This window comes from Corynebacterium sp. ES2730-CONJ, from assembly GCF_024834055.1.
Lineage (GTDB): Bacteria > Actinomycetota > Actinomycetes > Mycobacteriales > Mycobacteriaceae > Corynebacterium.
Genome location: NZ_JANUXZ010000006.1, coordinates 1 through 26252 on the forward strand (window position 1 = coordinate 1; position 26252 = coordinate 26252).

Annotated in this window: 22 protein-coding genes, 3 tRNA genes and 1 other RNA gene; 10 read left to right on the forward strand and 16 right to left on the reverse strand. The window is 53.7% G+C overall.

All coding sequences use genetic code 11. From position 1 onward, the window contains the following. On the reverse strand, nucleotides 1-2425 hold a 2425-nt coding region (locus tag NXS13_RS07850), incomplete at its 3' end, for a Rib/alpha-like domain-containing protein (protein ID WP_310593321.1). Between the two features lie 653 nt (nucleotides 2426-3078). On the opposite strand from NXS13_RS07850, the gene NXS13_RS07855 reads away from it, so the two are divergent. Further along, nucleotides 3079-4722, forward strand: coding sequence for a CYTH domain-containing protein (locus NXS13_RS07855; RefSeq protein ID WP_259289588.1), 1644 nt, complete (start codon nucleotides 3079-3081; stop codon nucleotides 4720-4722). On the opposite strand, the gene NXS13_RS07860 is transcribed toward NXS13_RS07855, so the two are convergent. Further along, on the reverse strand, nucleotides 4719-4955 hold the full coding sequence (locus NXS13_RS07860; protein WP_259080019.1) for a hypothetical protein: 237 nt from the start codon (nucleotides 4953-4955) through the stop codon (nucleotides 4719-4721). The genes NXS13_RS07855 and NXS13_RS07860 overlap by 4 nt on opposite strands. Nucleotides 4956-5080: 125 nt before the next feature. Between NXS13_RS07860 and NXS13_RS07865 the strand changes: the two genes are divergently transcribed. Next, nucleotides 5081-6334: a galactokinase family protein gene (locus tag NXS13_RS07865; RefSeq protein WP_259080013.1), complete on the forward strand. Its 1254-nt coding sequence runs from the start codon at nucleotides 5081-5083 to the stop codon at nucleotides 6332-6334. 22 nt (nucleotides 6335-6356) lie between these two features. On the opposite strand, the gene rnpB is transcribed toward NXS13_RS07865, so the two are convergent. The 5 genes from rnpB to cobC form a co-directional block, all read right to left on the reverse strand. After that, nucleotides 6357-6794: RNase P RNA component class A (rnpB, locus tag NXS13_RS07870), an RNA gene on the reverse strand. Nucleotides 6795-6823: 29 nt separating this feature from the next. Beyond that, entirely contained in the window at nucleotides 6824-8251 is a 1428-nt protein-coding gene (locus NXS13_RS07875; RefSeq protein ID WP_259289589.1) for a bifunctional RNase H/acid phosphatase, read from the reverse strand. After that, a complete protein-coding gene (locus NXS13_RS07880) occupies nucleotides 8252-8974 on the reverse strand; it encodes a zinc ribbon domain-containing protein (RefSeq protein ID WP_259289590.1) in 723 nt (240 codons plus the stop codon). An 870-nt stretch (nucleotides 8975-9844) separates the two neighbouring features. Then, nucleotides 9845-10978, reverse strand: coding sequence for a Nif3-like dinuclear metal center hexameric protein (locus tag NXS13_RS07885; protein ID WP_259289591.1), 1134 nt, complete (start codon nucleotides 10976-10978; stop codon nucleotides 9845-9847). Nucleotides 10979-11085: 107 nt separating this feature from the next. Then, entirely contained in the window at nucleotides 11086-12150 is a 1065-nt protein-coding gene (gene cobC, locus NXS13_RS07890; protein WP_259289592.1) for an Rv2231c family pyridoxal phosphate-dependent protein CobC, read from the reverse strand. A gap of 48 nt (nucleotides 12151-12198) precedes the next feature. Here cobC and NXS13_RS07895 point away from each other — a divergent pair, with 48 nt between their 5' ends. Genes NXS13_RS07895 through NXS13_RS07905 form a run of 3 tightly spaced genes read left to right on the forward strand, consistent with a single transcriptional unit; the run spans nucleotide 12199 to nucleotide 14225 of the window. Next, the gene (locus tag NXS13_RS07895; RefSeq protein ID WP_259289593.1) at nucleotides 12199-12804 is read left to right on the forward strand and encodes an HAD-IA family hydrolase; all 606 of its coding nucleotides are present in this window, start codon (nucleotides 12199-12201) and stop codon (nucleotides 12802-12804) included. Then, nucleotides 12801-13277: a low molecular weight protein-tyrosine-phosphatase gene (locus NXS13_RS07900; RefSeq protein WP_259080002.1), complete on the forward strand. Its 477-nt coding sequence runs from the start codon at nucleotides 12801-12803 to the stop codon at nucleotides 13275-13277. The genes NXS13_RS07895 and NXS13_RS07900 overlap by 4 nt, the downstream gene beginning before the upstream one ends. A gap of 3 nt (nucleotides 13278-13280) precedes the next feature. After that, entirely contained in the window at nucleotides 13281-14225 is a 945-nt protein-coding gene (locus tag NXS13_RS07905) for an SURF1 family protein (RefSeq protein ID WP_259289594.1), read from the forward strand. Nucleotides 14226-14259: 34 nt separating this feature from the next. On the opposite strand, the gene cbiB is transcribed toward NXS13_RS07905, so the two are convergent. The 3 genes from cbiB to NXS13_RS07920 all read right to left on the reverse strand — a co-directional run bounded on the left by cbiB (nucleotide 14260) and on the right by NXS13_RS07920 (nucleotide 15842). Beyond that, entirely contained in the window at nucleotides 14260-15192 is a 933-nt protein-coding gene (gene cbiB / locus NXS13_RS07910) for an adenosylcobinamide-phosphate synthase CbiB (RefSeq protein WP_259289595.1), read from the reverse strand. A gap of 19 nt (nucleotides 15193-15211) precedes the next feature. After that, nucleotides 15212-15287: transfer RNA gene (locus tag NXS13_RS07915), tRNA-Val, on the reverse strand. A gap of 126 nt (nucleotides 15288-15413) precedes the next feature. Beyond that, nucleotides 15414-15842, reverse strand: a complete 429-nt coding sequence (locus tag NXS13_RS07920) for a DUF3052 domain-containing protein (protein ID WP_259079989.1) — start codon at nucleotides 15840-15842, stop codon at nucleotides 15414-15416. 356 nt (nucleotides 15843-16198) lie between these two features. On the opposite strand from NXS13_RS07920, the gene aceE reads away from it, so the two are divergent. Beyond that, complete coding sequence (aceE, locus tag NXS13_RS07925; RefSeq protein ID WP_259289596.1) at nucleotides 16199-18937, forward strand: pyruvate dehydrogenase (acetyl-transferring), homodimeric type; 2739 nt, start codon at nucleotides 16199-16201, stop codon at nucleotides 18935-18937. Nucleotides 18938-18996: 59 nt separating this feature from the next. Here aceE and NXS13_RS07930 read toward each other — a convergent pair whose 3' ends face one another. Beyond that, the gene (locus NXS13_RS07930) at nucleotides 18997-19968 is read right to left on the reverse strand and encodes an alpha/beta fold hydrolase (RefSeq protein ID WP_259289597.1); all 972 of its coding nucleotides are present in this window, start codon (nucleotides 19966-19968) and stop codon (nucleotides 18997-18999) included. Nucleotides 19969-20092: 124 nt separating this feature from the next. On the opposite strand from NXS13_RS07930, the gene NXS13_RS07935 reads away from it, so the two are divergent. Further along, the gene (locus NXS13_RS07935) at nucleotides 20093-20413 is read left to right on the forward strand and encodes an acyl carrier protein (RefSeq protein ID WP_259289598.1); all 321 of its coding nucleotides are present in this window, start codon (nucleotides 20093-20095) and stop codon (nucleotides 20411-20413) included. Here the strand turns inward: NXS13_RS07935 and NXS13_RS07940 are convergent. From NXS13_RS07940 to NXS13_RS07955, 4 genes are all read right to left on the reverse strand, one after another. After that, complete coding sequence (locus NXS13_RS07940) at nucleotides 20363-20662, reverse strand: hypothetical protein (RefSeq protein ID WP_259079973.1); 300 nt, start codon at nucleotides 20660-20662, stop codon at nucleotides 20363-20365. The genes NXS13_RS07935 and NXS13_RS07940 overlap by 51 nt on opposite strands. Before the next feature lie 156 nt (nucleotides 20663-20818). Next, the gene (locus NXS13_RS07945) at nucleotides 20819-21619 is read right to left on the reverse strand and encodes a serine hydrolase domain-containing protein (protein WP_396124964.1); all 801 of its coding nucleotides are present in this window, start codon (nucleotides 21617-21619) and stop codon (nucleotides 20819-20821) included. A gap of 10 nt (nucleotides 21620-21629) precedes the next feature. Beyond that, on the reverse strand, nucleotides 21630-22391 hold the full coding sequence (locus tag NXS13_RS07950; protein WP_259079971.1) for a trimeric intracellular cation channel family protein: 762 nt from the start codon (nucleotides 22389-22391) through the stop codon (nucleotides 21630-21632). Between the two features lie 625 nt (nucleotides 22392-23016). Beyond that, nucleotides 23017-23089 (reverse strand) — tRNA-Asn (locus tag NXS13_RS07955). A gap of 171 nt (nucleotides 23090-23260) precedes the next feature. Here NXS13_RS07955 and NXS13_RS07960 point away from each other — a divergent pair. From NXS13_RS07960 to NXS13_RS07970, 3 genes are all read left to right on the forward strand, one after another. Beyond that, nucleotides 23261-23334, forward strand: a tRNA-Ile gene (locus NXS13_RS07960). A gap of 114 nt (nucleotides 23335-23448) precedes the next feature. Next, nucleotides 23449-23694 carry a hypothetical protein gene (locus NXS13_RS07965; protein WP_259079970.1) on the forward strand — a complete coding sequence of 82 codons (246 nt, stop codon included), beginning with the start codon at nucleotides 23449-23451 and terminating at the stop codon, nucleotides 23692-23694. After that, a complete protein-coding gene (locus NXS13_RS07970) occupies nucleotides 23694-24305 on the forward strand; it encodes a thiamine biosynthesis protein (RefSeq protein ID WP_259158694.1) in 612 nt (203 codons plus the stop codon). The genes NXS13_RS07965 and NXS13_RS07970 overlap by 1 nt, the downstream gene beginning before the upstream one ends. 42 nt (nucleotides 24306-24347) lie before the next feature. Here the strand turns inward: NXS13_RS07970 and dnaG are convergent, their stop codons facing one another. Continuing rightward, entirely contained in the window at nucleotides 24348-26243 is a 1896-nt protein-coding gene (gene dnaG / locus NXS13_RS07975) for a DNA primase (protein WP_259079966.1), read from the reverse strand. Nucleotides 26244-26252 lie beyond the last annotated feature (9 nt).

Sequence of the window (26252 nt, forward strand, 5' to 3'; positions counted from 1 at the left end):
TGAAACCAGGATCAATCATGAACTTGGTGTTAGCCGGAACATCAACAGCATCACCATTAGCATCCGTGAAGGTAGGAGTCACCTTCGAAGGAGTACCAGGAACAACCAACTGCTTCTCATAAGCAGGTTCCAACTCATCAGCAATTAGGCCAGCGAAGTCGAAGACTGCTGAAGCCAACTGATCAACCTTCTTATTTTGCCTAGCCGCATCGGGCACCTCGGCGATGACAGGGACTTCTACAATGCCGGTAGGTCGATCGCTCCCTAGGCTCCGCCAAGAAACAACACCCGTGGCAGGGTCTACTTCGAATCCCTCTGGAGCACCGTCGTCGAGACGGTAGGTTGTGGACGCAGGCGCGTCGTCCTTCTCAACAACATTCTTGGTTGTTGGATCGTCGAAGGTCGGTCGTTGGCTACTCGCCTCTTTAGAGTCATCGGGAACTTCCACCGGCTCGTAGGAAGGAACTGGAACCGTGGAGACAACCAGGGAATCGATCGAGATGATCTTGCCGCCCGATTCTAGTTGAGCGGTGAAGACATCTCCGGCAACCGCTGTATCCGGGATTTCAAAGGTGCAAGCTCGGGCCATACTCAAGCTAGTTAGCCCGTCGCAACGCTTAACTTCCTCCCTGCCATTCTTTTTCCAGACTATGGAGGATCCGCCACTGCCAATGATTCCCTTGACGCTGAGCTTGGCAAGGCCACCGATTGGTGCGGGTCGGTCGGTGGAGTTGTAGTTTGTAATATCCAAGCTAGGCGCGACATAGCGATTCAAAGCGTAGTGGACATTAGAGTAGGACTCTTGGATTGGCCGCCAAAGAGGCTGGGCGAGAGGCTTAACCAGGTTCGACCCCTGCGTTGGGTACTTGAAGATAGGCAGCGTGAAAGCGCTATAGGCTGGCAGGAGGTTACCGTCTGGATCCTTCACAAAACCATAGAGATACGCTTTGCTCAAGTCAACCTCTGGGCCGAACTGAGTGACGTAGTTACCCTTAGAATCGGTTTGCGCCGTTACTGTTGCCGCGATGTATTCAGGATGTGCCTCAAGGAGCCGCTTGAAGGCCCTGGGTTGCTCACCTATCTCAAGGTCGAGAATTTTCTCAGCTTCTCGGCCGCCCTTTTCGGTTAGCGCAGAGGTTACAACCGTATACGAGTCGGCGGGCGTATCTTTACCAACGATACCGTTGTATACCGGGCCTGAGGCAAGATCAGAGCCGCCGGTTTCATGCCATACACTGCCTCGGACCTGATTGCGTGATCCAACTCCTCCAGTGGTCCCCGGTGGCGTAGCAACCCACTCACTCTCAGGTCGAGTCAAGTATTCGCCTGGAAGCTCGGTCATCATTACGGTCCAGTTGTTGGCATACTGCCCAGCTAGAGTGGTAACCGAGTCCGAGAACATCGTAAGTCCGTTAGCCCCGCTAGGGCGTGCATAGACATACGAAGGCACGTTCGAGCCTGCATTCCGCAACTCGACCAGCGTATTGCCCGTAACTTCGTCAACCAAAGGTTCGATCCAGACACGGACTAGTGGGTTACTAGACAAAGATATTTTAAGGGTGTGGACAGTACCACTTTCGTCGGTCCACTGCGGAATAGCAAAAGCATAGGCGCCGTTACTAGGAGCTCCGGGGAAGTTATCGTAGGTTCTGGTTCGGTAAATCGGAGAAACCTGCCCATCGGTATCTACCCACTGCAGATACACAGGGGTGCCATCTGGCAGTGCCCGGTTCCCGCCTCCGTTGAGCGCTGAGGTACTGTTGTTCAAAACAACACCGTAACCCGTGACTGTAGTTCCACCGTTGTTTCGGTTACGTACTTGCTCAATTTTATTCCAAGAATTCCAGTACCACGGGTTATCAACACCTTCAACGGATACCGTAATCTCACCGGTCAAATCGTTGATGCTAACTTGATACCCCTCAGGAGCCTGGTATCCATCAGCAATTTTGAAGGTTAGTCCGCTTGGGGCATCAACCGGAGAACCGTCCAGTCCTCTAAATGTCGGAGTTACTGTTGCTCGGGACTGCGGGGACACCAACTTTCCGGCGTATACAGGCTGAATCTCGTCAGCAGTGGTGCCAGCACCGGAATCAGGTGCTGGATTGGGCTGACGAGAAGCTCGTCCAGCGTCTGCGATTCCGTCGTCATTAGCATCGAGGTCGAAGTGCGCACTAGTCTTGTCGGTCGAGCTGTCCGCGTATGTTACCTCAACTGGGACGTCGAGGCGCGCCGCTGCGTTAAACCATTTTTGGCTAAAGGCGTCTGCATGAATGGCATTAGCAGTGCTAGCTCCGGGTTTCGCATTCAAACTATTAGCCACAGTTTGTTCTTGAGCAAACGCCACCTGAGTCATAGGAACTAGGGACATATTGCCGATGAGGGCGACGGCCGCCAGAGAAGCCAACGCCCGACGTCCGGCCACCTTTCGAGAGTTGCGTCCTCTGGGGTTCGCAAAAGATCCCCTCGCATGATTATTTCTTACCACTATTTCCATATCTCCTTTTCGAGATCCATCATGGCCACGCTTAGTCAGCTTGGCTGAATTATTTCAAGCACCATTTACTGACGCTACGGAGTTAGTATAGTCGCAAATGAAGTTTTCGCTAATATTTTCTTATATCCGCTTCAGTCCCATCTCAAAACACCCCATGATTGGGGCTCTATAATCCAGCATCCTTAAGGAATTCCCTGCTACTAGCTGTCCTCTACTGTCTCAACTTGTATGGTTCGTTTTAACGGGATGACTTTAGCGTTGATGGCAAATCATAAACATAAAAATCAACTCGGAGCTTTGCTTGTATGTAGATCCCTAAGATCGAGATAATCATCACAGTCCCAAATCCGAGAGCGACGTCTACATTTTCGAAGCCTGTCGGCTCCTTTAACAGGTCCACACAGTGACATTCTCCCAAACCTCTTCCACGAATCCTCTTCAAAGGGCTCTGAGGCACCACAGACCTCAGCTTCCGAGGAGAGAATCCCGACTCCATAAACGGGGATCAAAGTGGTGGCACTCCCCTACTCACACTGAGTCGCCCTTACGGTCACCAGTGGCATATTGATTATTGGTTGCTCATGAGCTTTATTCCCACCGATCTCGGACAGATTGAGCAAACACGACAGGCCAATCTATTACTATTCACCAGTATGGAAAAATCTTGGTTAACAGAAATTGAGAAAAAGTTCTCCGCCTCAGCAGAAATACCGGCTCCCGTTTTTAAGCGTAACTCTGAGTTCCTGACCCCGTCCCAGGGTTCACGCTATCAACTTTCCGCTCTTTATTATGACACTCCAGATCTCCGCCTCTGCCGAACGCGCATCACTTTGCGGTACCGTTATGGAGGGAAGGACGAAGGGTGGACCCTGAAGTTACCAGGAGAACGGGGTCGCATAGAGATCCACTCCTCCGCACCTGCTGATTGCGGTACACCTAAGTATTTAACCGACTTTATTGTTGCTGTTACTCGTGGAAAAGAATTAGTGCAGGTGGCAAGGATCGATAATCAGCGCGAAGAAACCGCTCTCCACGATAATGACGGTGTTGCGCTTCTGGAATTCTGTGATGACCATGTCAACACAGAATGCTTCATACCAGGCGGAAGAAATCTCACTTGGCGGGAATGGGAAATAGAACTAACCCAACCAGCCTTAGAGCGCAACGATGCATTCTTATTAATGGAGTCAGCGGCAGAAATTTTAAAATGTGCAGGCGCTCAACCTGCTAGCAGTCCATCAAAGCTCAGAAGCGCCCTTGGGCAAGCCTTTGACTTAGCCCCTACTCCACCACTACCTGCCTCACTGGATACCTGTTCTCCTGTTCATAACCTGTGGGAGATATTAGTACAAGCCAAAGACCAATTAATTGCCAGCGATATTGGATGGCGTTTGGATAAGGAAAACTCTCTCGAATCTTTAGGGACAGCGATCAATACACTTCTACAGTCACTAAGCGCTACGACAGACTTCTTTACAGCAGATCGATTGCAAGTTTTAGAACAAAGCCTGAGGACCCTAGCCAACAGCATCCAGCGCTGTCGGGAAGTTGGATTGGTTACGGATCTCGTCGACCGGGAATTTAGTTCCATCCTCCAAGAGGGTGTTGTTGATTCCGAGAGCACTTACACCATTACTCGGAATCTTGAGAACGAGCTGAGATCCCGCCTTCAATTCATGATCGCCCAGTTCACTCATCCGAGCTACTACGAGCTGCTCGATGAGCTCGACGCATTCCTATCCGATCCTCCCCTCGTTACCGCAGTATCAGCCGCTATTAAATACGATGACGGCCAAAATAATGACGCTCTCGCGGGAGGCCGCAAACGAAGTTTGGAAATCCTCAACAGGACTTACGAAAACCTATATCACGAGCTACGTGCCACTGATCAGCGGCTTAAGAATTCTCGAAACACACCGCACCATGTTGAACTATTATCCGAAATAGTAAATCAAACTCAGCAATTAGCTTTACTTGCTGAGTTATTGCCGAAGGACGGCGAAACCATTACCTCGAGCAAACTGGTTGCAAAAAATATCTGCGGTGCTCGGGATTACCTCGCAGGCCTCAATATGATCTCGGAAGCACAGCAAAGCGATGGCTTCAGCAGCGAAAGAGCCTACGTATATGGAATGGCCCTCCAGCGGGTCCGCCAATTCTTTCTAGAGGCGCTCGAGGAATACCATCGGGCGATGAATCGGCTCATAGAATGCGAAGGTGTCTAAGGAGAGCCCCAGTCATCGTCATCCTCTGCATCATTCTCGTCAGCTATTCGATTACGCTCCCGAGCGATTGCGAGCGCTTCCTCAGCTTCCTCGTAAGAGCCATAGGGGCCGAGGCGGTTGCTGAAACTACTGAGCTTGCCATGCTCCACTGCACCAGTTTCAATATTGTAATACCACTGGGTGTGTCCTCCATTGAGTGGAGTAATTTTCCGGGTTGATTCATGGGAAGACATTGGCCTACTTCCTTAGGTGATTAACTACCGCGCCAACTACTTATACTATGGACATTAGAGACTCTTACAGTAGTTACAAAGTATAGGTAAACGCATATGTGCTGAGCTTAAAGGAGATTGAAACTATGTCCATATGGTCCCCCACTCGTCCCCAGCCTTCGCAGCTCGTGCGGGACCTTACCGAACTCCATGTGGATCATTATGGGAAACGGCCGGATGCCATCGCAAGTGCTCCGGCTACGTGGGCTCTAATCGGTGACGGTACTGATCACGCTCAGGGGCTGACTCTTATGGGCTTAGGTCATCTGCGGTCAGCGGTGGCAGCAAGTCCTCGCTCAGATTTTAAAATCTCCGTGCACCTACATTCTCCCGATATCGCTAAAGCTGATTATTCTCACTCACACACGGAAAGCACTAAAGGCGATGAGGCTAACAAACACACGGGCGATATCACTCACCGTCTCATCAATGTAGTGCAATCACTCATGCAACGCCAGATGCTATCGCGGGACACTCAAGGCTTTGACATTACCATTTATAGCGAAATCCCATCTGGAGTGGGTTTGGGGGCTATGGCGGCCATTGAGTGTGCCTTCGCTTATGCGGTAGCTATGGAGCCCGAGGATATTTCCCATGCCCCCACCAAGGCTAAACTCGCCGAAGTGCTGCTTCAAGCGGCCACCTCCACGAGCACGTGTCCGCCACTTCGAGCCCGTTATACCGCCATGACGAGGGGGTTGGGTGAGATGACCAATATAATCGATTATGCGGACTTCTCCGTAACGCAGGCGGCTCCAGCGATCGGATCCGACACGGGAACACAGTCGTTTATTATCGCGCCATCTCAATTTGAATATGATGCTACCGAGATGACACAGCGGGAAGCCTTCGTGGACTACGCGACACGAGCTTTCGCTACGGATTCCTTAAGATCACTCCCCGACTTTGATACGCGAATTCTTTCGTGGCTAAAGGCGGTGCATAAGGTAGGGGCACACCAGGTTATACCCGAGCTCACCTATGTGCCAAGTGTAGAGAAGGCCCGCGTGTGGTTGGATTTTTACAGCGCCGAATTAGTGTTGGCACAAAAAGTTACCTCGCTACTTCGCTCGCGACGCCTCAGCGACGTGTATTCGCTACTCAATGCTTCTCATGATTTGATGGTGACAAATTTGGCTCTGAGCCATAATGAATACGAACTGGCTCAGCTTGTTCTCGACCGTGGTGCGCTCAGTGCACGGGCAACTCGAGCAGGTATTAGCAACGCTATTGTATCGATAGTTTCTGAAAAAAGAGCGAACAATATCGCCGCCGATTTAAGCGCGGACGGCCTCATAGTTATTCCGATGCACCCAGGAGAGCCTGCCCTGAAGCATTAACTCATGCACATGGTATTAAAGGCGAATGAGTCGGCCGATAAGCCGGATTCTGTCCCGATATACTCGGGGGCGATCATCCATCTGGGCCCTCTATTGCTAGAGACCTCAAGCAGCTACCCCGCAGACTCGGAAGAAAGCTCCTAATTGCGCCTGCGGCAGGCACACCCCCTATTCCTAGGGATGATGCGCCCTCTTGCCTTGCTCCCGGTGGGGTTTACATAGCCACCTGTGTCACCACAGATACTGGTGCGCTTTTACCGCACCCTTTCACCCTTACCGCTGCGCCCATATATGCACGCAGCGGCGGTTTCCTTTCTGTTGCACTATCCCTCAGGTCACCCTGGGTTGCTGTTAGCAACCACCGTGCTTTCTTGGAGTCCGGACTTTCCTCGGCGCATCGTCTAATCTCACCCCATGAGGATGAGTAGATACGTTGCGCCGCGATCGCCTGGCCGGCTCATTCGCGATTCAAAATCTTACCCCATTGACTTAATTCTTTGAAAGATAAGACGTGTTATTGAATTCGCGCATACAGCGTGGCCCGTCCGAATAAAACTCCACAGTCGACAGCGATGCCAGATCTAGATATAAGTGATACACCATCGACGGAGCACCCCCAAGGACTGCCCTGATAATGGATTTAATAGGGGTGACATGGCTGACAATCACAACGGTATCACCAGCGTGCTCCGCTAGCACTTCATTAAGACCGGCCATCACGCGCTCATAAGCTGTGCTAAGGGATTCTCCCCCGGGGGCTGCAATCTCTGGATTCCCCAGCCACGACTGGTGAAACTCAGGATCTTTATCGTGGGCTTCTGTAAAACTCAACCCATCAAAATCTCCAAAATCAAGCTCTACAAAGGCATCGACGGTGGTGACCTCTAGGCCGAGTTCCGCGGCTACCGCCTGGGCAGTCTCCTGGCAGCGCTTAAGGGGGGAGCTGATAATGGCGCTGATATCGTCTCGATTGCGGAGATACTGCGCAGCGGCGGCAGCCTGCTGGGCACCAGTCCCATCAAGGGGTGGATCGCTGCGACCCGAGTATCGCTTGTGCGCGGAATACTCAGTCTGCCCATGACGCAAAAGCAGGAGCCGTGTGGGCTGCGTGGTCGCGCCATTCCACCGAGGAGTTGCCCCTTGGAACTCTTTGTGATCGCTGCCATTAAGATGCTGATTCTCTTCAGCTGGCTGAGATATTGTGGGGGCTTGAGCTGCGGATGTTTCCGGTTTCACGGGGGAATTCGGGGGAAGATCCACGTCGAAGATCAGCTGAGAGCCCGCCTCAGGGATGACACTTGGTTTCCGGTCACGAGACTTAGAGCGAGCTGGCGCAGTCGGCTGCGAGTCTTTACCACGCTCGCCCTGAGTAGAACGAGCCGATGTTCCGGAGGATTTCAGGTGTGAGGTATCTGTATCCGGCTGCTGTGAGGAGGACGGGCTAGGTTGCGGCGCAGCAGTATCACCTGTTGGTTTTCGGTCACCGTTAGATGCCAGAAAACCAACCGCAGCACCTTTGGCAAGGGCGTCCATGGCCTCATTTGCGAGGGCATCAGCGGCGGCATTGTCCTTGCGGGGCACCCATGTAAAAGTCACGCTCTTAAAAGACTTCATGACCCCGCGACACTTCAGGGCGAGCTCTTTCATATCGGGGTGCTTGATTTTCCAGCGCCCCGACATTTGCTCCACAATCAGTTTGGAATCGAGACGAAGATCTAAATCACTCGCCCCTAATTCGCGAGCCGCTATGAGCCCATTGAGCAGGCCATAATACTCGGCAACATTATTAGTCGCTGTACCCACACAATAAGCAATGCGCTGTACAACGTTGTTATCTGCGTCGTAGATGACGGTGCCCGCGCCGGCCACGCCCGGGTTTCCTCGCGAGCCCCCGTCGGAATAGATCACCAGCTTCATCTAGGCCCCTTGGATATTGCGGATGAGATAGGAGCCACAATCGGGGCATTGGGGGAGCTCATCGGCCGGGGTACGGCGGATCTCCGAGAGATCGGCAGGGGGCAGGATGATAAAGCACCCACCGCAACTGCGACCATTGAATTGGGCGGCGCCTACTCCATTCTCGAGGCGCTGCGCCTCGTATTCTGCAATAACATCGGCGGGGAGAGCCTGTCTAATCTCAGTAATGCGCGAGGCTCGATCGATAAGAGTGGTATCCTCACCTAGATTCTCAAGAGCCTTCTCAGCGTCTTCCACGCGTTTATCGGCTGCGGCGAGATCAACACGACGAAGATCGATATTGGAGCGCAGCGCGTGGATGTGGTTGTGTGCTTCCTGGAGTTCGCCGGTGAGATCGGAGATTCGCGCATTAGAGGAATACAAGTCTTTTTCTAAGTCCTTGCGCAACTCCCTATCGGTTGCGGCAGAGAGCTGCCGTGCGGAGTCCTCCTTGCGGCGGCGCATCTTGCGCTCTTCTTCTTGGATACGCAGGATTTCCAATTCCATATCGTCGACAGCGAGCTGTGCTGCAGCGAGGGAATCACGAGCACGGCTGCGAATTTTCTTCGCAGCGTCTACTTCGCTTTGTTCTGCCGAGACCGCTGGAGCGATCCCGGTATCGCTAATGCGCTCAGCCGTGGCAAGTTCGAGGAGTAAGGGTTGCAGGTGGGATTCTAGTTTCACGGTTCGGTTTTGTCCTTGTGCCTTTTGGTCTAACTATCGAGTTCTCTTCTCACCCTAGTTTCGCACCTCATCACGGTATGCGGTATGTCCACCCAAGTGCGATGGCCCGCTGTTGACGATTATCGGGGGAAAATCCGCTCGTCATAAGCGCCAATACGATTAACAGCAGCGAATCACAATCGGAGATCGAGGTGGGCTGGAGTGTCTACAATTTTAAGGCTACTGCACATTGTTGAATCTGTAACTTCGTGCTGCGTATGCGCATGGGTTGCAGCCTTAAAATTCTGCTCCTCGCTTTATCACTGCACAGACAATTATGAGGCTATGACCAGCTTGCTACCCGGTAAGACAGTACAGGATTACCGTCGCTAACCGGTTGGGTGGGGGCCAAGGTAATTGGAGCAACAGTGTCCCTGATTCGATTTCTGCCGCCGCGTTTTTCTTTTCTCATGCGCTATGATGCGCCCACCCACGGTACGTGGAAATCTAAAGACCTTAAGAGATCTCGCAGAAGAGGATAACAAGGGGGTCCTTTGGTATGCACAAATAAAAGCTGCTCCTCCACTCTGAACATTTGAGAGCAGATTTCAGGGGATGACCTTGCGCCAGAACTTGAACAGTCTGCTATCCCGCGAAGATGAAGCGGTGCGAAGATTGAGGCTGGTAAAGGGATGGAGCGCATTTTCTACTATCTCTCCAGCCTCCACGTCCCAGGAGTAAAAAAGGGGGCCTTGGTAAGCCCCCCCTTTTTTCGCTTACGCGGCATCAAGCACCGCCAGTTCTCCACCGTAAGGTGCACATCCTGCACACCCGGTCTTGGGCTCCTTGGCCGTGAGTGCCTCCGCTGGTGGGTGCCTCTGATTGTGGGACTTAGTGTTCTGGGTGTGCCGAGAGCGTCCACGGATCGGTCCGACAGTTTAAAACCTCAATATCAAGCTCGGGGTGGGCCTGGCGGAGGATCTCTTGTGCTTGTAGGGTCCAGGGATATTCGCTAGCCCAGTGGGCGGTATCAATAATCAGCGGACCATCGGCGCGCAGGTGCTCATCCACAGGGTGATGGCGCAGATCGCTCGTGAGATAAACATCTACACCGAGTTGTCGCACCTTCTCTAAGAAACTATCGCCCGAGCCGGAGCTCACAGCGATCGTATGCACCATGCGCTCTGGGTCACCTGCGGCTCTAATCCCCCACACCGTCTCAGGCAGTGCATTGGCGACCTGTTGCACGAAATCAGCAAAGCGCATGGGCTCTGGGAGCTCGCCGATTCTACCCAGACCCGGCGCGCTATCGAGCTGCGTGGTGGGGGCTAGTGGGGTGATATCAAAGGCTGGCTCTTCATATGGGTGCGCGCTGCGGAGAGTGTCCATAAGGCGTGCGCGCAATCCTCGCGCGGCGACGAACTCAATGCGGACCTCCTTGAGGGTTTCTTTTTCTCCGGCGGTCCCGATCGTGGGGTTGGCATATGTGCCAGCCCGGAATTCTCCTTGCCCCTCCCATTGGAAGGCGCACTCGGTATAGTCACCAATTGCTCCGGCGCCTATGGCAAAAAGTGCTTCTTTTAAGTCTGTGGCATGCTCTGGGGGAATATGGACTCCCCATTTATCGAGGGAGTCGCGCTGCGGTGCAATGGGGCGCCCTGGGGTGATTCCCACCAGCTCGGCTAATTTGTCATTGACTCCGGGGCGAGCGCTATCGGCATTGGTATGGGCTGAGAATAGAGCGCAGCCCGAGCGGATCAGTGTATGCACGATGCGCCCTTTGGGAGTATGAGCGGCCACGGAGGTGACCCCGCGCATGAGGAGGGGGTGGTGGGTGATAATCAGGTCGGCGCCGCGCGCGATGGCTTGATCGACAACGTCATCGGTGCAGTCGAGGGCGAGGCATATAGTTTTCACTTCTGCTTCAAGGTCACCACATACCAGCCCGACGGCGTCCCAGCTTTCGGCAAGATGGGGCGGGTAGGCCTGATCGAGGGTGCGGATTATATCTTTAAGGTGCATCATATTCGCCTATATCTTTGGGGAGAAAACTATCTGTTTTTTGTCGAGCTGTTCCCACTCTAAGTGCCAATACTAAGAGCTAACAATCATATCGTCACCGCGGACGGCTGTTATGCGAACCAACTGTGACCACGGGGCGCGCTTGAGGGGTTCGTATCTAGCAAGACCTCTTCGCGGAAGGCGCCAATCAGCTTTTCAACCTCGGAACTATCTCTGAGCGCTAACCGCCAATATCCTTGGTCAAGACCAGGGAAGCTCTCGCACCCTCTGATCGCGATTCCTCTTAAGCGAAGCCTTCTTCGTAGCTGCTCATTCCCCCCACGAACCAGCAGGAAGGGGGCGGAAGAGTTACTAGCTATGGTCAGACCCGCTGCTTCTAGCTGTGGAATCATTGCCGTGCGCCTGGCGCTCATCTCTGCACGAGCTAGCTCTAGATGACCCTGAGGTATCCCTATTTCAAAGACAGCGCGCGCCGCAGCGATCGCTAGGGAGCTCACCGGCCAATGGGCGCGCCGACGGCATAATTCCCGCAAGGTAGCGGGGTCAGCTATGAGGTAACCGACTCGTAGACCGGCGAGCCCCCAGGTTTTCGTTAGCGAGCGCGCCACGATCACTCGCCCTGGACCTGCTGCTGCTATAGCACCGACCATAGAGTATTCTTCGCTCACACAATCGAGGAAGGCTTCATCAACGACGAGCGTTCGGCCTGGCTTCCGCAGCGTGGCCAGCTGCGCCGGAGTAAGAACCTGGCCTGTTGGGTTCGTGGGGTTGCCAATAATCACCATATCGATGTGATCGGGAATCTCAGGCAGCTGATCAAAGGGGGGATCCACGATGAGCTGCTCTGGAGTGTAGCCAGCGTCGATAAGCATGAGCTCGGGTTCGCAGAAGCCAGGGTGGATCACCGCTGGGTGCGCTGGTTTGAGGTGAGGTAGCATCGCGAAACCCTCGGAGGCGCCGCTTATTAACAGAATATGATCGGGTGGGACCTGATGATAATCAGCGATCAGTTCTTCCACTTTCGCTACCTCTGGGGCCGCTGGGTACCGGTGGATCTCCCCGAGCGCATCGATGAGTGCAGTGCGTAGCCATGGTGGTGGTGGCCCTGTGACATTGACCGCGAAATCGAGGTGGGCCCCGAGGGCGTCGGTATCGCCGTGGGTTCGAGAAAGCATGGCTACCACTTTAATAGTAGGAGAAAAATCTGTGGCACTATAGAGCGTATGGCCCTGCTGATCTTCGACGTCGACGGAACACTCATCGACTCCGCACCTGGGATTATCCACAGCGTGCGGCGTGCCCTTAATGATCTGGGGGTTCCAGACCCTGATGAGCAGTGGTTTCAGGATCTCCTCGGACCACAGATTAATGTCAGTTTTGCCCGTATCGGTTTAGGCGATGAGGCCGTAGGGCGGTTTCGGGGCTATTATCTCGACTCCGGCATCCAACACGCGTCGGTATACCCTGGCATCATCGACGTGCTCGAGGTTGCGCTAAATAAGGGGCATGTGCTGGTCACGGCGACTAATAAACCTCAGGCCACGGCTGAAAAATTTCTGCAGATTCATGGCCTCGCCGATTATTTTGCAGCGATTATTGGCTCCACCCCAGAGCGTGATTCCAAAGAAAAGGTCATTGCCCAGGCTCTTGCTAAATCGCGACCGGAAGAGACCACGCTTATGATTGGCGATCGGGACCACGATATTCTTGGCGCTCGGCTCAATGGGATTCCCGCTGCGGCCGCGACGTGGGGCTATGGGAGCGCTCACGAGTGGGAGCAGGCCCGCTATAAGTTAACCAGACCTGCTGATTTGAAAGGATTACTATGAGTTATCACATCACTGTGCTGTGCACGGGGAATATCTGCCGCTCCCCCATGGGCGACGTGATCTTAAACGATGCGATAACCACAGCGAACTTTAAAGATCTCGTTCGCGTGGACTCCTGCGGCACCGGCGGCTGGCATATCGGCCAGGGCGCCGATAAACGTGCAGTCGCCGAACTGAACAAGGCTGGATATGACGGCTCGCAGCATCGCGCCCAACAGTTTGGCGAGGACTTCGAGAACGCCGATCTCATCATAGCGATGGATCAATCCCATGTGGATTTCCTCAAAAACTACGGAGTGAATCCCTCTCGAGTACGCCTCCTGCGCAGCTTTGATCCCGATGCGGATTCCCTCGAGGTGGAGGACCCCTATTATGGTTATCCTTCGGATTTTGAGGTGGCCCGGGTGCAGATTGAACGGGCTGTTCCAGGTATCTTGAATTTCTTGCGTCACGAACTTGATCTCGACGAGTAGATCATGATGCGTTCTCGTCCCACCACCACTGGCGTTAAAGCATTTCTTAGCCCCGGCTGGGTTATCACCACTCTCCTGGTCGTGGCATTTTCCTATGCGGCTTTTACTATTTTGTCCCCATGGCAGTTAAACAAAGACGCCATGATCGTCTCCCGCAATGCCCATATTGAACAAGCCTTCAAAGAGGCTCCGCAGCCTTATGAAGAAATCTTCGATGCCTCGGGGGCAATTACCAATGATCAAGAATGGATGCGGGTCAGTCTAACCGGGCATTATCTCCCCGATCAGGCGGTAACCCTACGGCTGCGGCCCGTAGGTGGCACCCCTGCGTACCACTCACTGACCCCTTTTCAGCTCGACTCCGGTCCAACAATCCTCATCAATCGAGGTTTTATCCCATCAAAGGCCGGATCAACCACAGTCATCCCGCCGGCACCCACCGGAGAAACCACGATTATTGCTCATGCTCGCACCAATGAATCTGTGCCCTCGACTCAGCCTATGACCTCGACTCAACCTATCCAGGTCTACGGCATTAATACTGCACAGATCGCTGAGCTTACCGGGGCTGATCTGGGGCGAGATTACGCGCAATTAGCTGAAGATCAGCCCGGTGGATTACAAACCATACCCATCCCTAAGCTGGATCGAGGTAATCATCTCTCCTACGGTTTCCAGTGGATCGCCTTTGGGGTGATGGCCCCATTGGGTCTGGGATATTTCATTCTCACGGAATCAAAAGAGCGCAGGCGGGCACGCGAGGAAGAAGAGCAGATGGCCCAATTGGCAAGCGATCACCCTCGTGGCCCCGACCCGCTCGGTACAGATATACCGGCTGAAGACACCATAGAGAAGAACCAAGAGTCAAGCTTAGAGGACGCAATTGATAGAAAGATGCGCTCTCGCTACGGTGACCAGAAGCGCAACTACTACCAGCGCGATTACTGACAATCCCAGCAACACGTGGGGGGGTATCGGCGCTTTAAGGGGTTGAGCGCGCTTTATGTGCTCGCCATATGAGCGGGAGCGCGATGGCAAAATACGTACCCCATTGGGTAAAGCGGGAGAGCTTAATGGCCCTCTTAATTGCTGGCACATCTGGGGGTTGGCCGAAACCTAGAATGGGTCGCATTTCCACCCCATGGTGGTAGTGCGTTGGACCTCCGAGTTGTATTCCTAGCGCGGCGGCAGCGGTGGCTTCCACGGGCCCTGCATTAGGGCTGGGATGATAGGGGGCCTGGGTACGTAGCGCTCGTATTCCCTCGGGCAATCGACCCGCCCTAAGCGCATAGATGAGGTGGAAGAAGGTTGTCACCCGGGCCGGGATATATGCGGCTATATCATCGAGCTGTGCCGCTGCCCACCCAAATTCTTGATAGCGGGGGTTTTTATACCCCACCATGGCGTCGAGAGTATTAATAGTGCGATGAAAAACCACTCCCGCTGGGCCACAAAGTGCCCAGCACAGCGGGGCTATCGCAGAATCAGAGGTATTTTCCGCCAATGATTCCGTGGTAGCACGGGCCATCTCGGCGCGGTTGAGTAGCTCAGGGTCGCGCGAACATAACCAAGGGATATAGGAGCGGGCGTGCTCATCATCCCCAGCTTCGAGCGCGGATGCCATTCTATCCCCAATTCTCTCTAAGGTGGTGCCACCGAGTGAGGAAAAAAGGCTAAGTCCTAGGAGAAAATCGCGTCCGCGTGGGGGCAGCATTCTACTGATAGCTATAGTTGAAACTACTGGAGGGATAACGGTGAGTGCCACATAGGCGGCCCCAGCTGTGCGGGTGGGTTGATAAATTCTCTTTTCAACCCATATTGCATACCGGCCAAAGATAGCTACCGGGTGGTACGCATTAGGGGGGTCACCGCATAAACGATCAGCAGCCATGCCTAAGGTGATACCTAGAAACATGGCTGCTGATCTTTTCTCTTGGTGCGCCCTGACGGGCTCGAACCGCCGACCTGCTGGGTGTAAACCAGCTGCTCTCCCAGCTGAGCTAAAGGCGCTTATACTCGCTGAGTACGTCTTGCGTACTGCAACGAGTAGTTACTCTAACAGTAAATCTTTAGGTTATACAAAACAGCAGCTTATACACGTTAACACAGTTCTTTTTAACGAGCGCTGCTACCGCTTTAACTGTGCTTGACTCCACCTGGCACCAGGCAGGACCCTTGCCATTGGCTAAGGCGCTCCGCCTTAGTTTGTACGAGCCCGGCAAGCTGTGCTGCTTCGGAGATGATTCCCGGCTCGAGAGCGCCTAGTTGCCCAGTTCCTGGGGTTAAAAGCCAAATACAGCCTCCCTCATCGAGGACTCGAATGGTGTCGACGAGGGTATCGACAAGGTCGCCGTCTTCGCTGCGCCACCACAAAAGGACGGCATCGCAGGGTTCAATCGAGTCTTCGTCGATAAGCTCGGAGCCAATGACGTCTTCGACTGCTTCACTGATGGTTGTGTCGCAGTCTTCGTCCCAACCTATTTCTTGGACTACCATCCCGGGTTTGAAGCCGAGACGCTCGGTGCCGGTGGTAGGAGTATTCTGATTCAAATCTTCAGCGTTCATCAGAAGACCAGAATACAAGCATTCCTGCTTTTCTACACCTTCAATCCTCGGCCGCTTCCTCCCCTTTACCCCCATGTGGTGAGGGGCATGACATAAATGCTTTTCCTAGTTATCCACCACAGGGCCATAAAGGTGCATCAAGGCGAAAGGGGCGGCACTACCTAAAATGGTGGCAAGGCACGTAAAGTAAAAAGTTAACGTAGTCTGTCTATAGACTATGAGGGGAGTTGCACCCACTCTTTCGGGGTCTTTTCCTCCCCCTGAAGCTGCGCGCTCTCACGTTCGCTGTGAGTTTGGGCAATCTGATAACTACATATTTTTTACTAACCCCAATTACCCCCCCTTGGAGGTGTGGAATGGCTGAACCAGTAAACGGTAAGCACACAGAAGACACCAATTTCGCCATGATCCGTGACGGCGTGGCCAGTTACTTAAACGACGTTGATCCTGAAGAGACTCGCGAATGGATGGAATCACTCGACGGCATGCTCGCCGATTCCAGTCCGGAGCGTGCTCGTTTTATCATGCTACGACTACTCGAGCGCGCCTCGGCGAAGCGCGTCCCACTGCCGCCGATGACCTCGACCGATTATGTCAATACCATTCCTACCACCATGGAGCCGGAATTTCCCGGCGATGAGAGTATTGAAAAGCGCTACCGGCGGTGGATGCGATGGAATGCCGCAGTGATGGTTCACCGCGCGCAGCGCCCTGGTATCGGTGTTGGTGGCCATATCTCCACCTATGCTGGTGCCGCTCCCCTCTACGAGGTTGGCTTTAACCATTTCTTTAGGGGTAAAGATCACCCAGGTGGCGGCGATCATATCTTCTTCCAGGGACATGCATCTCCTGGTATCTATGCCCGCGCCTACCTTGAAGGTCGCCTATCCGAGGATGATCTTGATGGATTCCGCCAAGAAGTATCCCGCCCGCAGGGTGGTATACCTTCCTATCCACACCCGCACGGAATGACCGATTTCTGGGAATTCCCCACGGTGTCTATGGGTTTGGGCCCTATGGATGCGATCTATCAGGCTCGCTTCAACCGTTACCTGCACAACCGCGGTATTAAAGATACCTCGCAGCAGCATGTCTGGGCCTTCCTTGGTGATGGCGAAATGGACGAGCCCGAGTCGCGTGGCCTCATTCAGCTAGCCGCTTTGAATAATCTCGATAACTTGACCTTTGTTATTAACTGCAACCTGCAGCGTCTCGATGGTCCTGTGCGTGGTAATACCAAGATCATTCAAGAGCTCGAGTCATTCTTCCGCGGCGCTGGCTGGTCGGTTATTAAGGTTATTTGGGGTCGTGAGTGGGATAAACTTTTCGACGCCGACAAGGATGGCGCCCTGGTGGAATTGATGAATACCACCCCCGATGGCGATTTCCAGACCTATAAGGCCAATGACGGCGCCTATGTGCGCGAGCACTTCTTTAATAGGGATGAGCGTACCGCCAAGCTAGTCGAGGATTGGACTGATGATGAGATCTGGCGCCTGCCTCGTGGTGGACACGATTACCGTAAGGTTTATGCCGCGTATAAGCGCGCGATGGAAGTCAAGGATCGCCCCACGGTTATCCTCGCGCATACCATCAAGGGCTACGGCTTAGGCCATAACTTCGAGGGCCGCAATGCGACCCACCAGATGAAGAAGATTACTCTCGAGGATCTCAAAGTCTTCCGCGATAAGATGGAAATCCCCATTAGCGATGAGGTTTTGGAAAAGGATCCTTATCTGCCTCCGTATTATCACCCGGGTCCAGATTCCGAAGAGATCAAATATATGATCGAGCGCCGTAAGGAACTCGGCGGGTATCTCCCCGAGCGCCGCGTGGACTATACCCCCATCCAGGTGCCGCCTATTGAGAAGATGCGCAGCCTCCGCAAGGGTTCCGGGAAGCAGCAAGTTGCTACCACCATGGCGGTCGTCCGTGCCTTCAAGGAACTCATGCGCGATAAGGATCTCGGCCGACGCGTGGTGCCTATCATCCCCGATGAGGCTCGTACCTTCGGTATGGACTCCTGGTTCCCCACCATGGGTATTTATAATCCTCATGGTCAAAACTACGTGCCCGTCGATCACGATCTGATGCTCTCCTATAAGGAGAGCAAGGATGGTCAGATCATGCACGAGGGTATTAATGAGGCGGGATCGGCTGCCGCCTTTATGGCTGCCGGTACCTCCTATGCCACCCACGGCGAGGCCATGATCCCGCTGTATATCTTCTACTCGATGTTCGGCTTCCAGCGCACCGGCGATTCATTCTGGGCTGCCGGCGACCAAATGGCTCGAGGCTTCATCTTAGGCGCCACCGCTGGGCGCACCACGCTCACGGGTGAAGGCCTGCAGCATATGGATGGCCATTCCCAGATTCTGGCCTCTACCAACCCGGCAGTAGTGTCCTACGATCCCGCCTTTGCCTACGAGGTTGCCCACCTGCTCCACGAAGGTATTGACCGTATGTACGGTCCAGGCCGCGGTGAGAATGTCATGTACTATCTCACCATCTACAATGAGCCCATCACGCAGCCAGCGGAGCCCGAGGATCTTGATATCGAGGGTCTCCACAAGGGCATGTACCTGTGGAAGAAGGCCGAGGAGACACAGTCGCACGAGGTTTCTCTCCTTGCTTCTGGTATCGGGATGCAGCAGGCCATCAGGGCCCAGGAGATTTTGGCTAATGATTATGATGTAGCCGCCAATATCTTCTCTGTCACCTCGTGGGTCGAGCTTGCTCGCGAGGGTCACGCTAAGTCGAGGGAGCAGTTACGCCACCCCGAAAAGACCATCGAGGAAGCATTTGCGACACGCCAGTTGAAGAAGGCTCGAGGCCCGTATATTGCAGTCTCGGATTTCGCCACCGATTTGCAGGAGCAAATTCGTGCTTTCGTCCCCGGTGATTACACCACCTTAGGTGCCGATGGTTTCGGCTTCTCCGATACTCGCGAAGCAGCCCGTCGCTTCTTCAATATCGATGCTGAATCTGTTGTGGTTGCTGCTCTCAGTGCTCTCGCGCGCGACGGTCAACTTGATATCTCCGTTGCCGCCGAGGCCGCTCAGCGATTCCACATCACGGATCCAACAAAGGCCTAGGTCCTAGATAAAAATTAGAGGGCTTCTTTTTCCTAACCGGAAAGAGAAGCCCTCTTTTTCTAGCGGTTACGACTGTGATGATTATCCTCTATCACTTGTGCAATGAGGTCGGCGATCTCGGCGTTGACGATCCCGGGATTCTCCATGGGTAGCATATGTCCCACATCAGGCACCACCACCAGGCGGCCCTTGGTTAATTGGGACAATATGAAGCTTGACTGCGATTCGGGGGTGAAATCGTCCTTATCGCCCACCATGATACGGGTGGGGATATCCCGTATATATTTCAACGCCTCCGACTCATCATGTGTTTCTAAATCGTCGAGGAAGCCCACCAAGGTCTCAATTGGAGTCCCATCGATCATCTTAATGTGGTGCTTGCGTGTCTCCTCCGTGGAGCGCGTCACGATAGCTAAATTGCTCAACAGCGGCACGAGGGTTGTTTGCAATACCTCGCGCACATAGTCAGTCTCCTCCGCTGCGGCTCGCGCTATCGAGCGAATATCGTCCACGATAGGAAGTTGGAGCACCTGTGACAGCCCCGAATGAGCAAATGGCCTCGCTGAGGTGGAAATGAGGGCAATTCCTGCGCAACGAGAACGCAGCTGCGGGTAGCGGCGCAAGAGGTTCAGAATCACCATGCCACCCATCGAGTGGCCCACCAGAATAATTGGCCCCGTAATCTCAGCATCGTCAATAACTAGCATAACGTCATCGGCAGCTCCATCGATGGAGCATTCACTGACAGGGATGACCTCTGATTTGCCGTGCCCCCGCAGATCCATAGCCACACAGGAAACCTGATGAGCTAGCGATGCGATCTGTAAGTGCCATGAGGTGGCGGTCAGGGTATACCCGTGGACGAATACGACCGTCACGGGTGCGTCGTTTGAGGGTTCCCCTTCGCAGTAATAGCGGACGCCGTCGGCGTTGAAGCCAGTACTGAACTGGGGTGGTCGATACTCCTGCTCCCGGGTATTCTGTGCGATTCGCCATCTCTGATAGCGCTTCTTTAACTGACTCAGGAGCATAAATATTACACTACCGCATGAGGCGCGTAGCCTTAGATGTGATAGTTAAAAAATAACAAGAGCGCGGTATGAGATAGTTGACATTTCCCTCTTTCTCAGCGCGCGTTGGAAGGATCCCCCAATCATGTCATCACTCCACGATCAACTGCAGGCTCTGATTACTCCCGATGAACCTGAGGAAATGTCCGAGGACTATCCCCAGCTTCGGGCTTTACTATCCCGCCTCAGTGGAATTGATGCCGAGAGCATCCTCCCGGAGGCAACACTTAAGGAAGGGCTTGGTTTAAGCTCGCTGGATCTTATAGAAATCGCCATTAGGATTGAAGATCAGTGGGGCTTAAAGGCAAGCTTTGAACGCTACGCGAAGGTTGAGACAGTCGCCGATCTGCGCGCCTTAGTTGACGGGCGTGAGGGAGACGAGGAATCCGAACTCGGCGGCGAGTGATTTCATCATGGACTCTAGTTCCGCGAACTCTTTCGCTTCAGCGTTAAGTACTTGACGGCAGTCTACTGCACCCCTTTTACGCGACTTTCGCCATGTTGTGCATTGCGCTACGTCTAAATAGTCTGTTCCCGGCAATGCTGCGACAGGTTCAGACTGTAATGCCGAGGCCATTGCTTCTTCGACTCGCATGCGACAGCGAGTCGGCATCCCCCAGATTTTTAAGACTGCAAAATTCAAGGTGGTGGGCATGGTGGTGTCCTTTCGTTTAACAAGTTCTGTCTTCCCCAACAAACTTGTGAATAAACAAAAGGAATCACCCTATGATTCAACGCAGAATGAAGCCACAAATCAACTCTCAAGGCGAGCTTTAACCCCCAGCTCACCACCTATGTATTAAAGCTAAAGTTAAGCTTTAAAGATCTCTTCGTTGGCCACAGCCCACAGATCTTTAGCCCACGGACCAAAGGGGCGATCAGTCAGCACCACCGCACCTTTGCCGCTACGGGGGTGCACCCACATAAAAGTGCCCGACTGCCCAAAGTGGCCCACTATATCGGCAGGCATGGACCGACCCAACCAGTGCGGCGATTTTTCTCCATGGATCTCGAATCCTAAGCCCCAGGGGCAGGGTTTGTGCATGCCATAGCCTGGCACAATCCCATCTAGCTGTGGATACTGGACGGTCCACGCCTGTTTTAGGGTTTCAGAGGCAAGTAGCTGAGGGTGAGTGAGCTCTTGCATGAACGCTAGGAGATCTCGCACACAACTTCGCGCCTCGTGCCCTGCCGATCCCCATAAAGAAGTAGCAGTCATTCCTAAGGGCTGGAATATCGCTTCATCGAGGTAGGTGGCAAAGCTCATCTCTGCTTCTGCTTGCACTTTCTGCGCTAGCATCTCAAACCCGTAGGAGGAGTAGATGCGCCGCGTCAGTGGTGGCTTTGCGCTGTCAGAGGCGCTAAAACCGACTCCCGAGGCGTGGCTGAGCAGGTGTCTCGCGGTGATGTTGTTGGGGAAGATCTCCTCGTCCAGCTCGAAAATGCCTTCTTCATAGGCGATGAGGAAGCCGTAGGTTGCAAGAAGTTTCGTCACACTTGCGAGCTCAAAAATATGCTGCGGATCGCCGTATAGCTGAGGTGGCTGCGCAGGATCGCTCATGATTGCTGCGGACACGGTATCGACAGGCCACTGGCTGAAATCGGAAGACATAATTCTTAACTTAGCGCGCTTGCTTGGTGTTTTTAAACTCCCCCTCGAAGGTGGGATTAGAACCGCGCCCTTTATTCCACCCCTTGCGCTCCGCGCGCTTGATAAGAGCTCTCAGCTGGGCTGCCGTCATATTCACAGGTGCCCACTCGGAGCTTCTAAAGAGGACCCATCCGCGCCAGTAGGCAATAATCGCAAGACCCGCCCCAATTAGTGGCGCAATAATCATCCCGATAACGTCATGGCCTGCAGCATGACTAAAGGCCATGGCTGCGGCACTCGCAGAAGCAGGTACTGCATAGAGTGTGCCTCCGCCGAAAATTGTGGGCACTTGCCCGGTGACAACATCTCGGATCATTCCGCCGCCCACGGCGGTTATGACGCCCATGAATACCGCAGAAACAAGCGGCATATCGAAGGTCACTGCCTTCACGCACCCGGTGACAGCCCAGACACCTAGGATAATGGCATCGGCATGTACCTTGAAGAGCTCCCACGCACGACCTTTGAGTGCGGTGACGAGGGCAATCACCGCGCCGAGTAGGGCAAGGAGGAGGTAGGTGGGATCAGCGATGGCCGCAGCGGTACCGCGCTGCATGAGCACATCACGGATCATACCACCACCGAGTGCCGAAAATAGGGCTAGGAAGACAAAACCTACGAAGTCAAAATTCCGCTGCCGCGCAATCGTGCCCCCAATGATTCCATTGAGGACAACCCCTATGAGGTCAAAAATTTGGTAGAGATTCCAAATCAAGGGGTCGACGTCAGCCACTTCGCACCGAGCTTTCTTTTTGTACAACGACGATCTAATGGCACAGCAATCACTAACTGTACAAAAATTTTTGGCGATATCCTAAGAGTGGTTCATCCTCCACCGTGGGAAAATCTAGCAGTCCATTCGTTGGGGTCTACTGACATAAATGCGAGCCAGCAGTCAGGAGCTGAATTTATATTTTTCTCACCTGATCATGCTTTAGCATGTGAGGCGTGCGATCTAAGGGTAGGGTGCAATTCTCCGCTTTAATTTTCTCGGTTGTTAGATGAGGCACACCTCCCAGGTTTTTAACTTGTGGACATGAACCCCGCGATCTACTCGAGGAGGTCGCGCCGGATATAGCCCTGAGCAGCGTGAATGTGAGCTCGTTACGGTCTGAGCACACTACAGCACAGAGATCCTGCACTGGCTGCTGCTAGGGCCTCCACTAGTGCTCGCTCCTCGCGTGTAGATCGTAGGGAGATAGCACTCCCCTGCAGGCAGGCGTGTGGACTGCATGCATCTGGGCGCGGCTCACCAAATAAATTCGCACCAGCTAAGGTCCAGAAGGGAGCATGTGCGAAGCAAGGCAAAACGCATACGAAAAAACCCAGACTGTTGATTATCAGCCTGGGTTGTTATGCTCCCCCAACTGGACTCGAACCAGTAACCCTTCGATTAACAGTCGAATGCTCTGCCAATTGAGCTATGGGGGAATATGCTTTGAGAAGCTTTGTACTTAAAGCGCCTCCGTGGCAACGATTGAAACTATACACAGGACCGCAAAGTGGCACAAATTAGCAGCTCATCGCCAATAATTTTACTCGCGATCTGAGATGAGTTTTGCCAATTATTCTTCTGAGTACTTAGCTGGTATTTTATTTTTTGGGGCTATAGCTCAGTCGGTTAGAGCCGCGGACTCATAATCCGTTGGTCCCGGGTTCGAGCCCCGGTGGCCCCACAAAAGATCCCTGCACCTGTATGGTGCAGGGATCTTTTTCTTAGCTGCACATCAAGGGTATTTTCGGTAGAGTTGGAAGTCAGATTTCAACCGAGCAAAGGGAGTTTTATCCAGATGTTTCAATTCGTCGTCGGGGCCGCTGCTGGCTATATTTTTGGCACCAAGGCCGGTAGACGCCGGTACGAACAAATGAAGCGGGGTTACCGGGCGACGATGAACTCCCCCGTCACCAAATACGCGCTCGGAAAAACTCGTTCCGCTCTTGCCAATAAGCTTGACCCTCAGCCTCGTTTGCGCGAAGTCAAAGGCGTGAAGAAGAGTAAGAACGACCCCGAAATCTTTGAAGTAGACCACGATTAATGACTAGAAAGACATTTAAGGACACGATTATGGCACGTTCCCTGCGCTTCTCCGCAGTCGCCCTCTCATCCCTCACCATTGCAGGACTCGGCCTTGCGGCATGTACCCCTCCTTCTCATATTGATTCCGACAAGAAAGTCGATACCGCGGTAGACGGTCAGGTGGCCGTTAAGAGCACCGAGGGTATGGAGGATAAGGAAGCCGCCGAGATGACCACGAGTGTGGAAAAAGCCGCACCCAGGGAAGAAAACGTCACGGTAGCTCTCTCCGCAACCGAACTCACTGAGGGAGAGCTCGTCGATGTAGAGATCACTGGGCTGGCCGCGGAAGCTGGTTATTATACGGCTATTTGCAAGACTCCCACCCCCGATGGTGCTGCACCACTATGTACAGGCACCTTGACTGACCCCAATACCGCTGCGTGGCTGAAAGGCGACGATAGCGGCACCGTGAAGATCTCCGACGACGGCACCGCTACCTTTACCTTGACTGCTACCGCTGTTGGTGAGGGTGTCGATTGTTCCACTGATGCTTGCTTATTGCAGGTTTTCGGTGATCACACTGAGGGCTTCCGCCCTGTTGCTGCCATCCCTGTTGCGTTTAAGGCCTAGAAATCTCAGGTATAAAAAAGCCCACTTCGGTGGGCTTTTTCTTTAGGAGAATATCCGCTCGATGAGTTCTCGACGGGCCTGCTCAAGGGCCACCAAATCGGCGAAGAGATCACGGTAGGAATCACCGTCCTCGTCGGGGCGCATTCTTTGCAGCTGGCTTTTCAAAATGGCAATCTGATTACCTACTCGCTTCTCCTGCAGGCGTGAGAGGGCCTTCGTAGCATAGGCATCAAGATCTGATGGATCATCAAAATCAGTGTGGAATTCTTCCACTACGAGTTCCGAAAGCACGGAGCGTCCAATAAGGTCAGGAATTTTTTCTGCCACCTGGGCGATGAAATCTTCAGCAGCGTGCTCACAACCCCCGACCTTAGCAATGGCCCGGGCGATCACCTTATAGGTCTCGTGCCCAAAGCTCTCCTCACTCAATCCGTCGAAAAAGCTCCCCGCGGTCTGAGGAAATTGCAGCGCCAGTTTCAACACTTCCCGCTCCGGCCATAGCTGACTATCTTTAGGATCGGGGTGGCTGAGCATCTGGGTGGCAGGAGCCTGGTCGGTGTTGGGAGAAAAGCGTTGGGCACGCCTAGGCGGTTGGGATTGTTGAGGGGATTTCGCTGCCGCTCGTACCTGGTTGAGAACCTCTCTTTCGTTGGGCCAGCCCACCCATCCGGCGAGTTGCCGTGCGTACTCGTCTCGCAGCGCCCGGTCATGTATACCAGCGACGATAGGGACGGTGCGCCGCAGGGCTTGGAGGCGCCCTTCGGCGGAATCAAGGGGGTAGTCACTGATGAGGTTGCGAATGATAAATTCAAACATTGGTTGGCGCTGCGCCACCAGATCCCGCAGAGCTGCATCGCCTTTTTCCAGCCGCAAATCGCACGGGTCCATCCCGTCGGGAGCGACGGAGACATAGGACTGTCCGGTGAATTTTTGATCCCCATCGAAGGCACGCACCGCGGCTTTTTTCCCGGCTTCATCGCCGTCGAAGGTATAGATTAATTCACCGCGGAAATAGCTATCGTCAAGCATGAGCCGCCGAATCATCTGGAGGTGATCCGGGCCGAAAGCGGTACCGCAGGACGCTACAGCCGTGTCGACGCCGGCCGCGTGCATAGCCATGACATCGGTATAGCCTTCGACGACCACGCACTGATGCTTGTGGGCGATACTTTTTTTGGCTTTATCTAAACCAAAGAGCACCTTGGACTTCTTATACAAGATGGTCTCAGGGGTATTCATATATTTTCCCAAAGTGTCGTCATCGAACAGCTTGCGGGCGCCGAAGCCGATAACATCACTGGAGGTGGATTTAATGGGCCATATTAGCCGCCGCCTGAAACGATCCACGGGGCCGCGTTTGCCCATGGTAGAAATTCCGGCCGCCTCCAACTCTTTGAAACTAAAGGATTTCAGCAGGTGCTTGGTCGTGGTATCCCACCCTTCAGGTGCGTAGCCGCATTCGAAGGTATAGATAAGATCCTTGCTAAAGCCTCGGTCAAGCAGGAAACGGCGCGCCGTCTCTGCCTCGGGAGTTTCAAGTTGTTCCCGGTAGAAGCGGTGAGCGGCCCGATTGGCTTCAATCAGACGTTTGCGGGTGCCGGGCTCAACGGCCGGCGCACCTGTGGTTCCGCCTTGGTAATTGATGCGGTAATGGATGTGCTCGGCCACTGCTTCCACTGCCTCAGGAAAGGACATATGTTCCATTTCCATGAGGAAGGTAAAAACATCTCCGCCTTTTCCTGTGGAAAAGCAGTGGAAATAGCCGTGTTGCGGGCGCACATGAAAAGACGGAGTCTTTTCATCCTTAAAGGGGCTTAAGCCCTTGAGGCTATCGGCTCCGGCGGGTTTGAGCTGGACGTACTCGCCGACGATCTCCTCGATCGCTGCCTGTTCGCGTATGGCCTGAATATCAGATTCCGGAATTCGTCCTTTGCCCATAGTGTATGA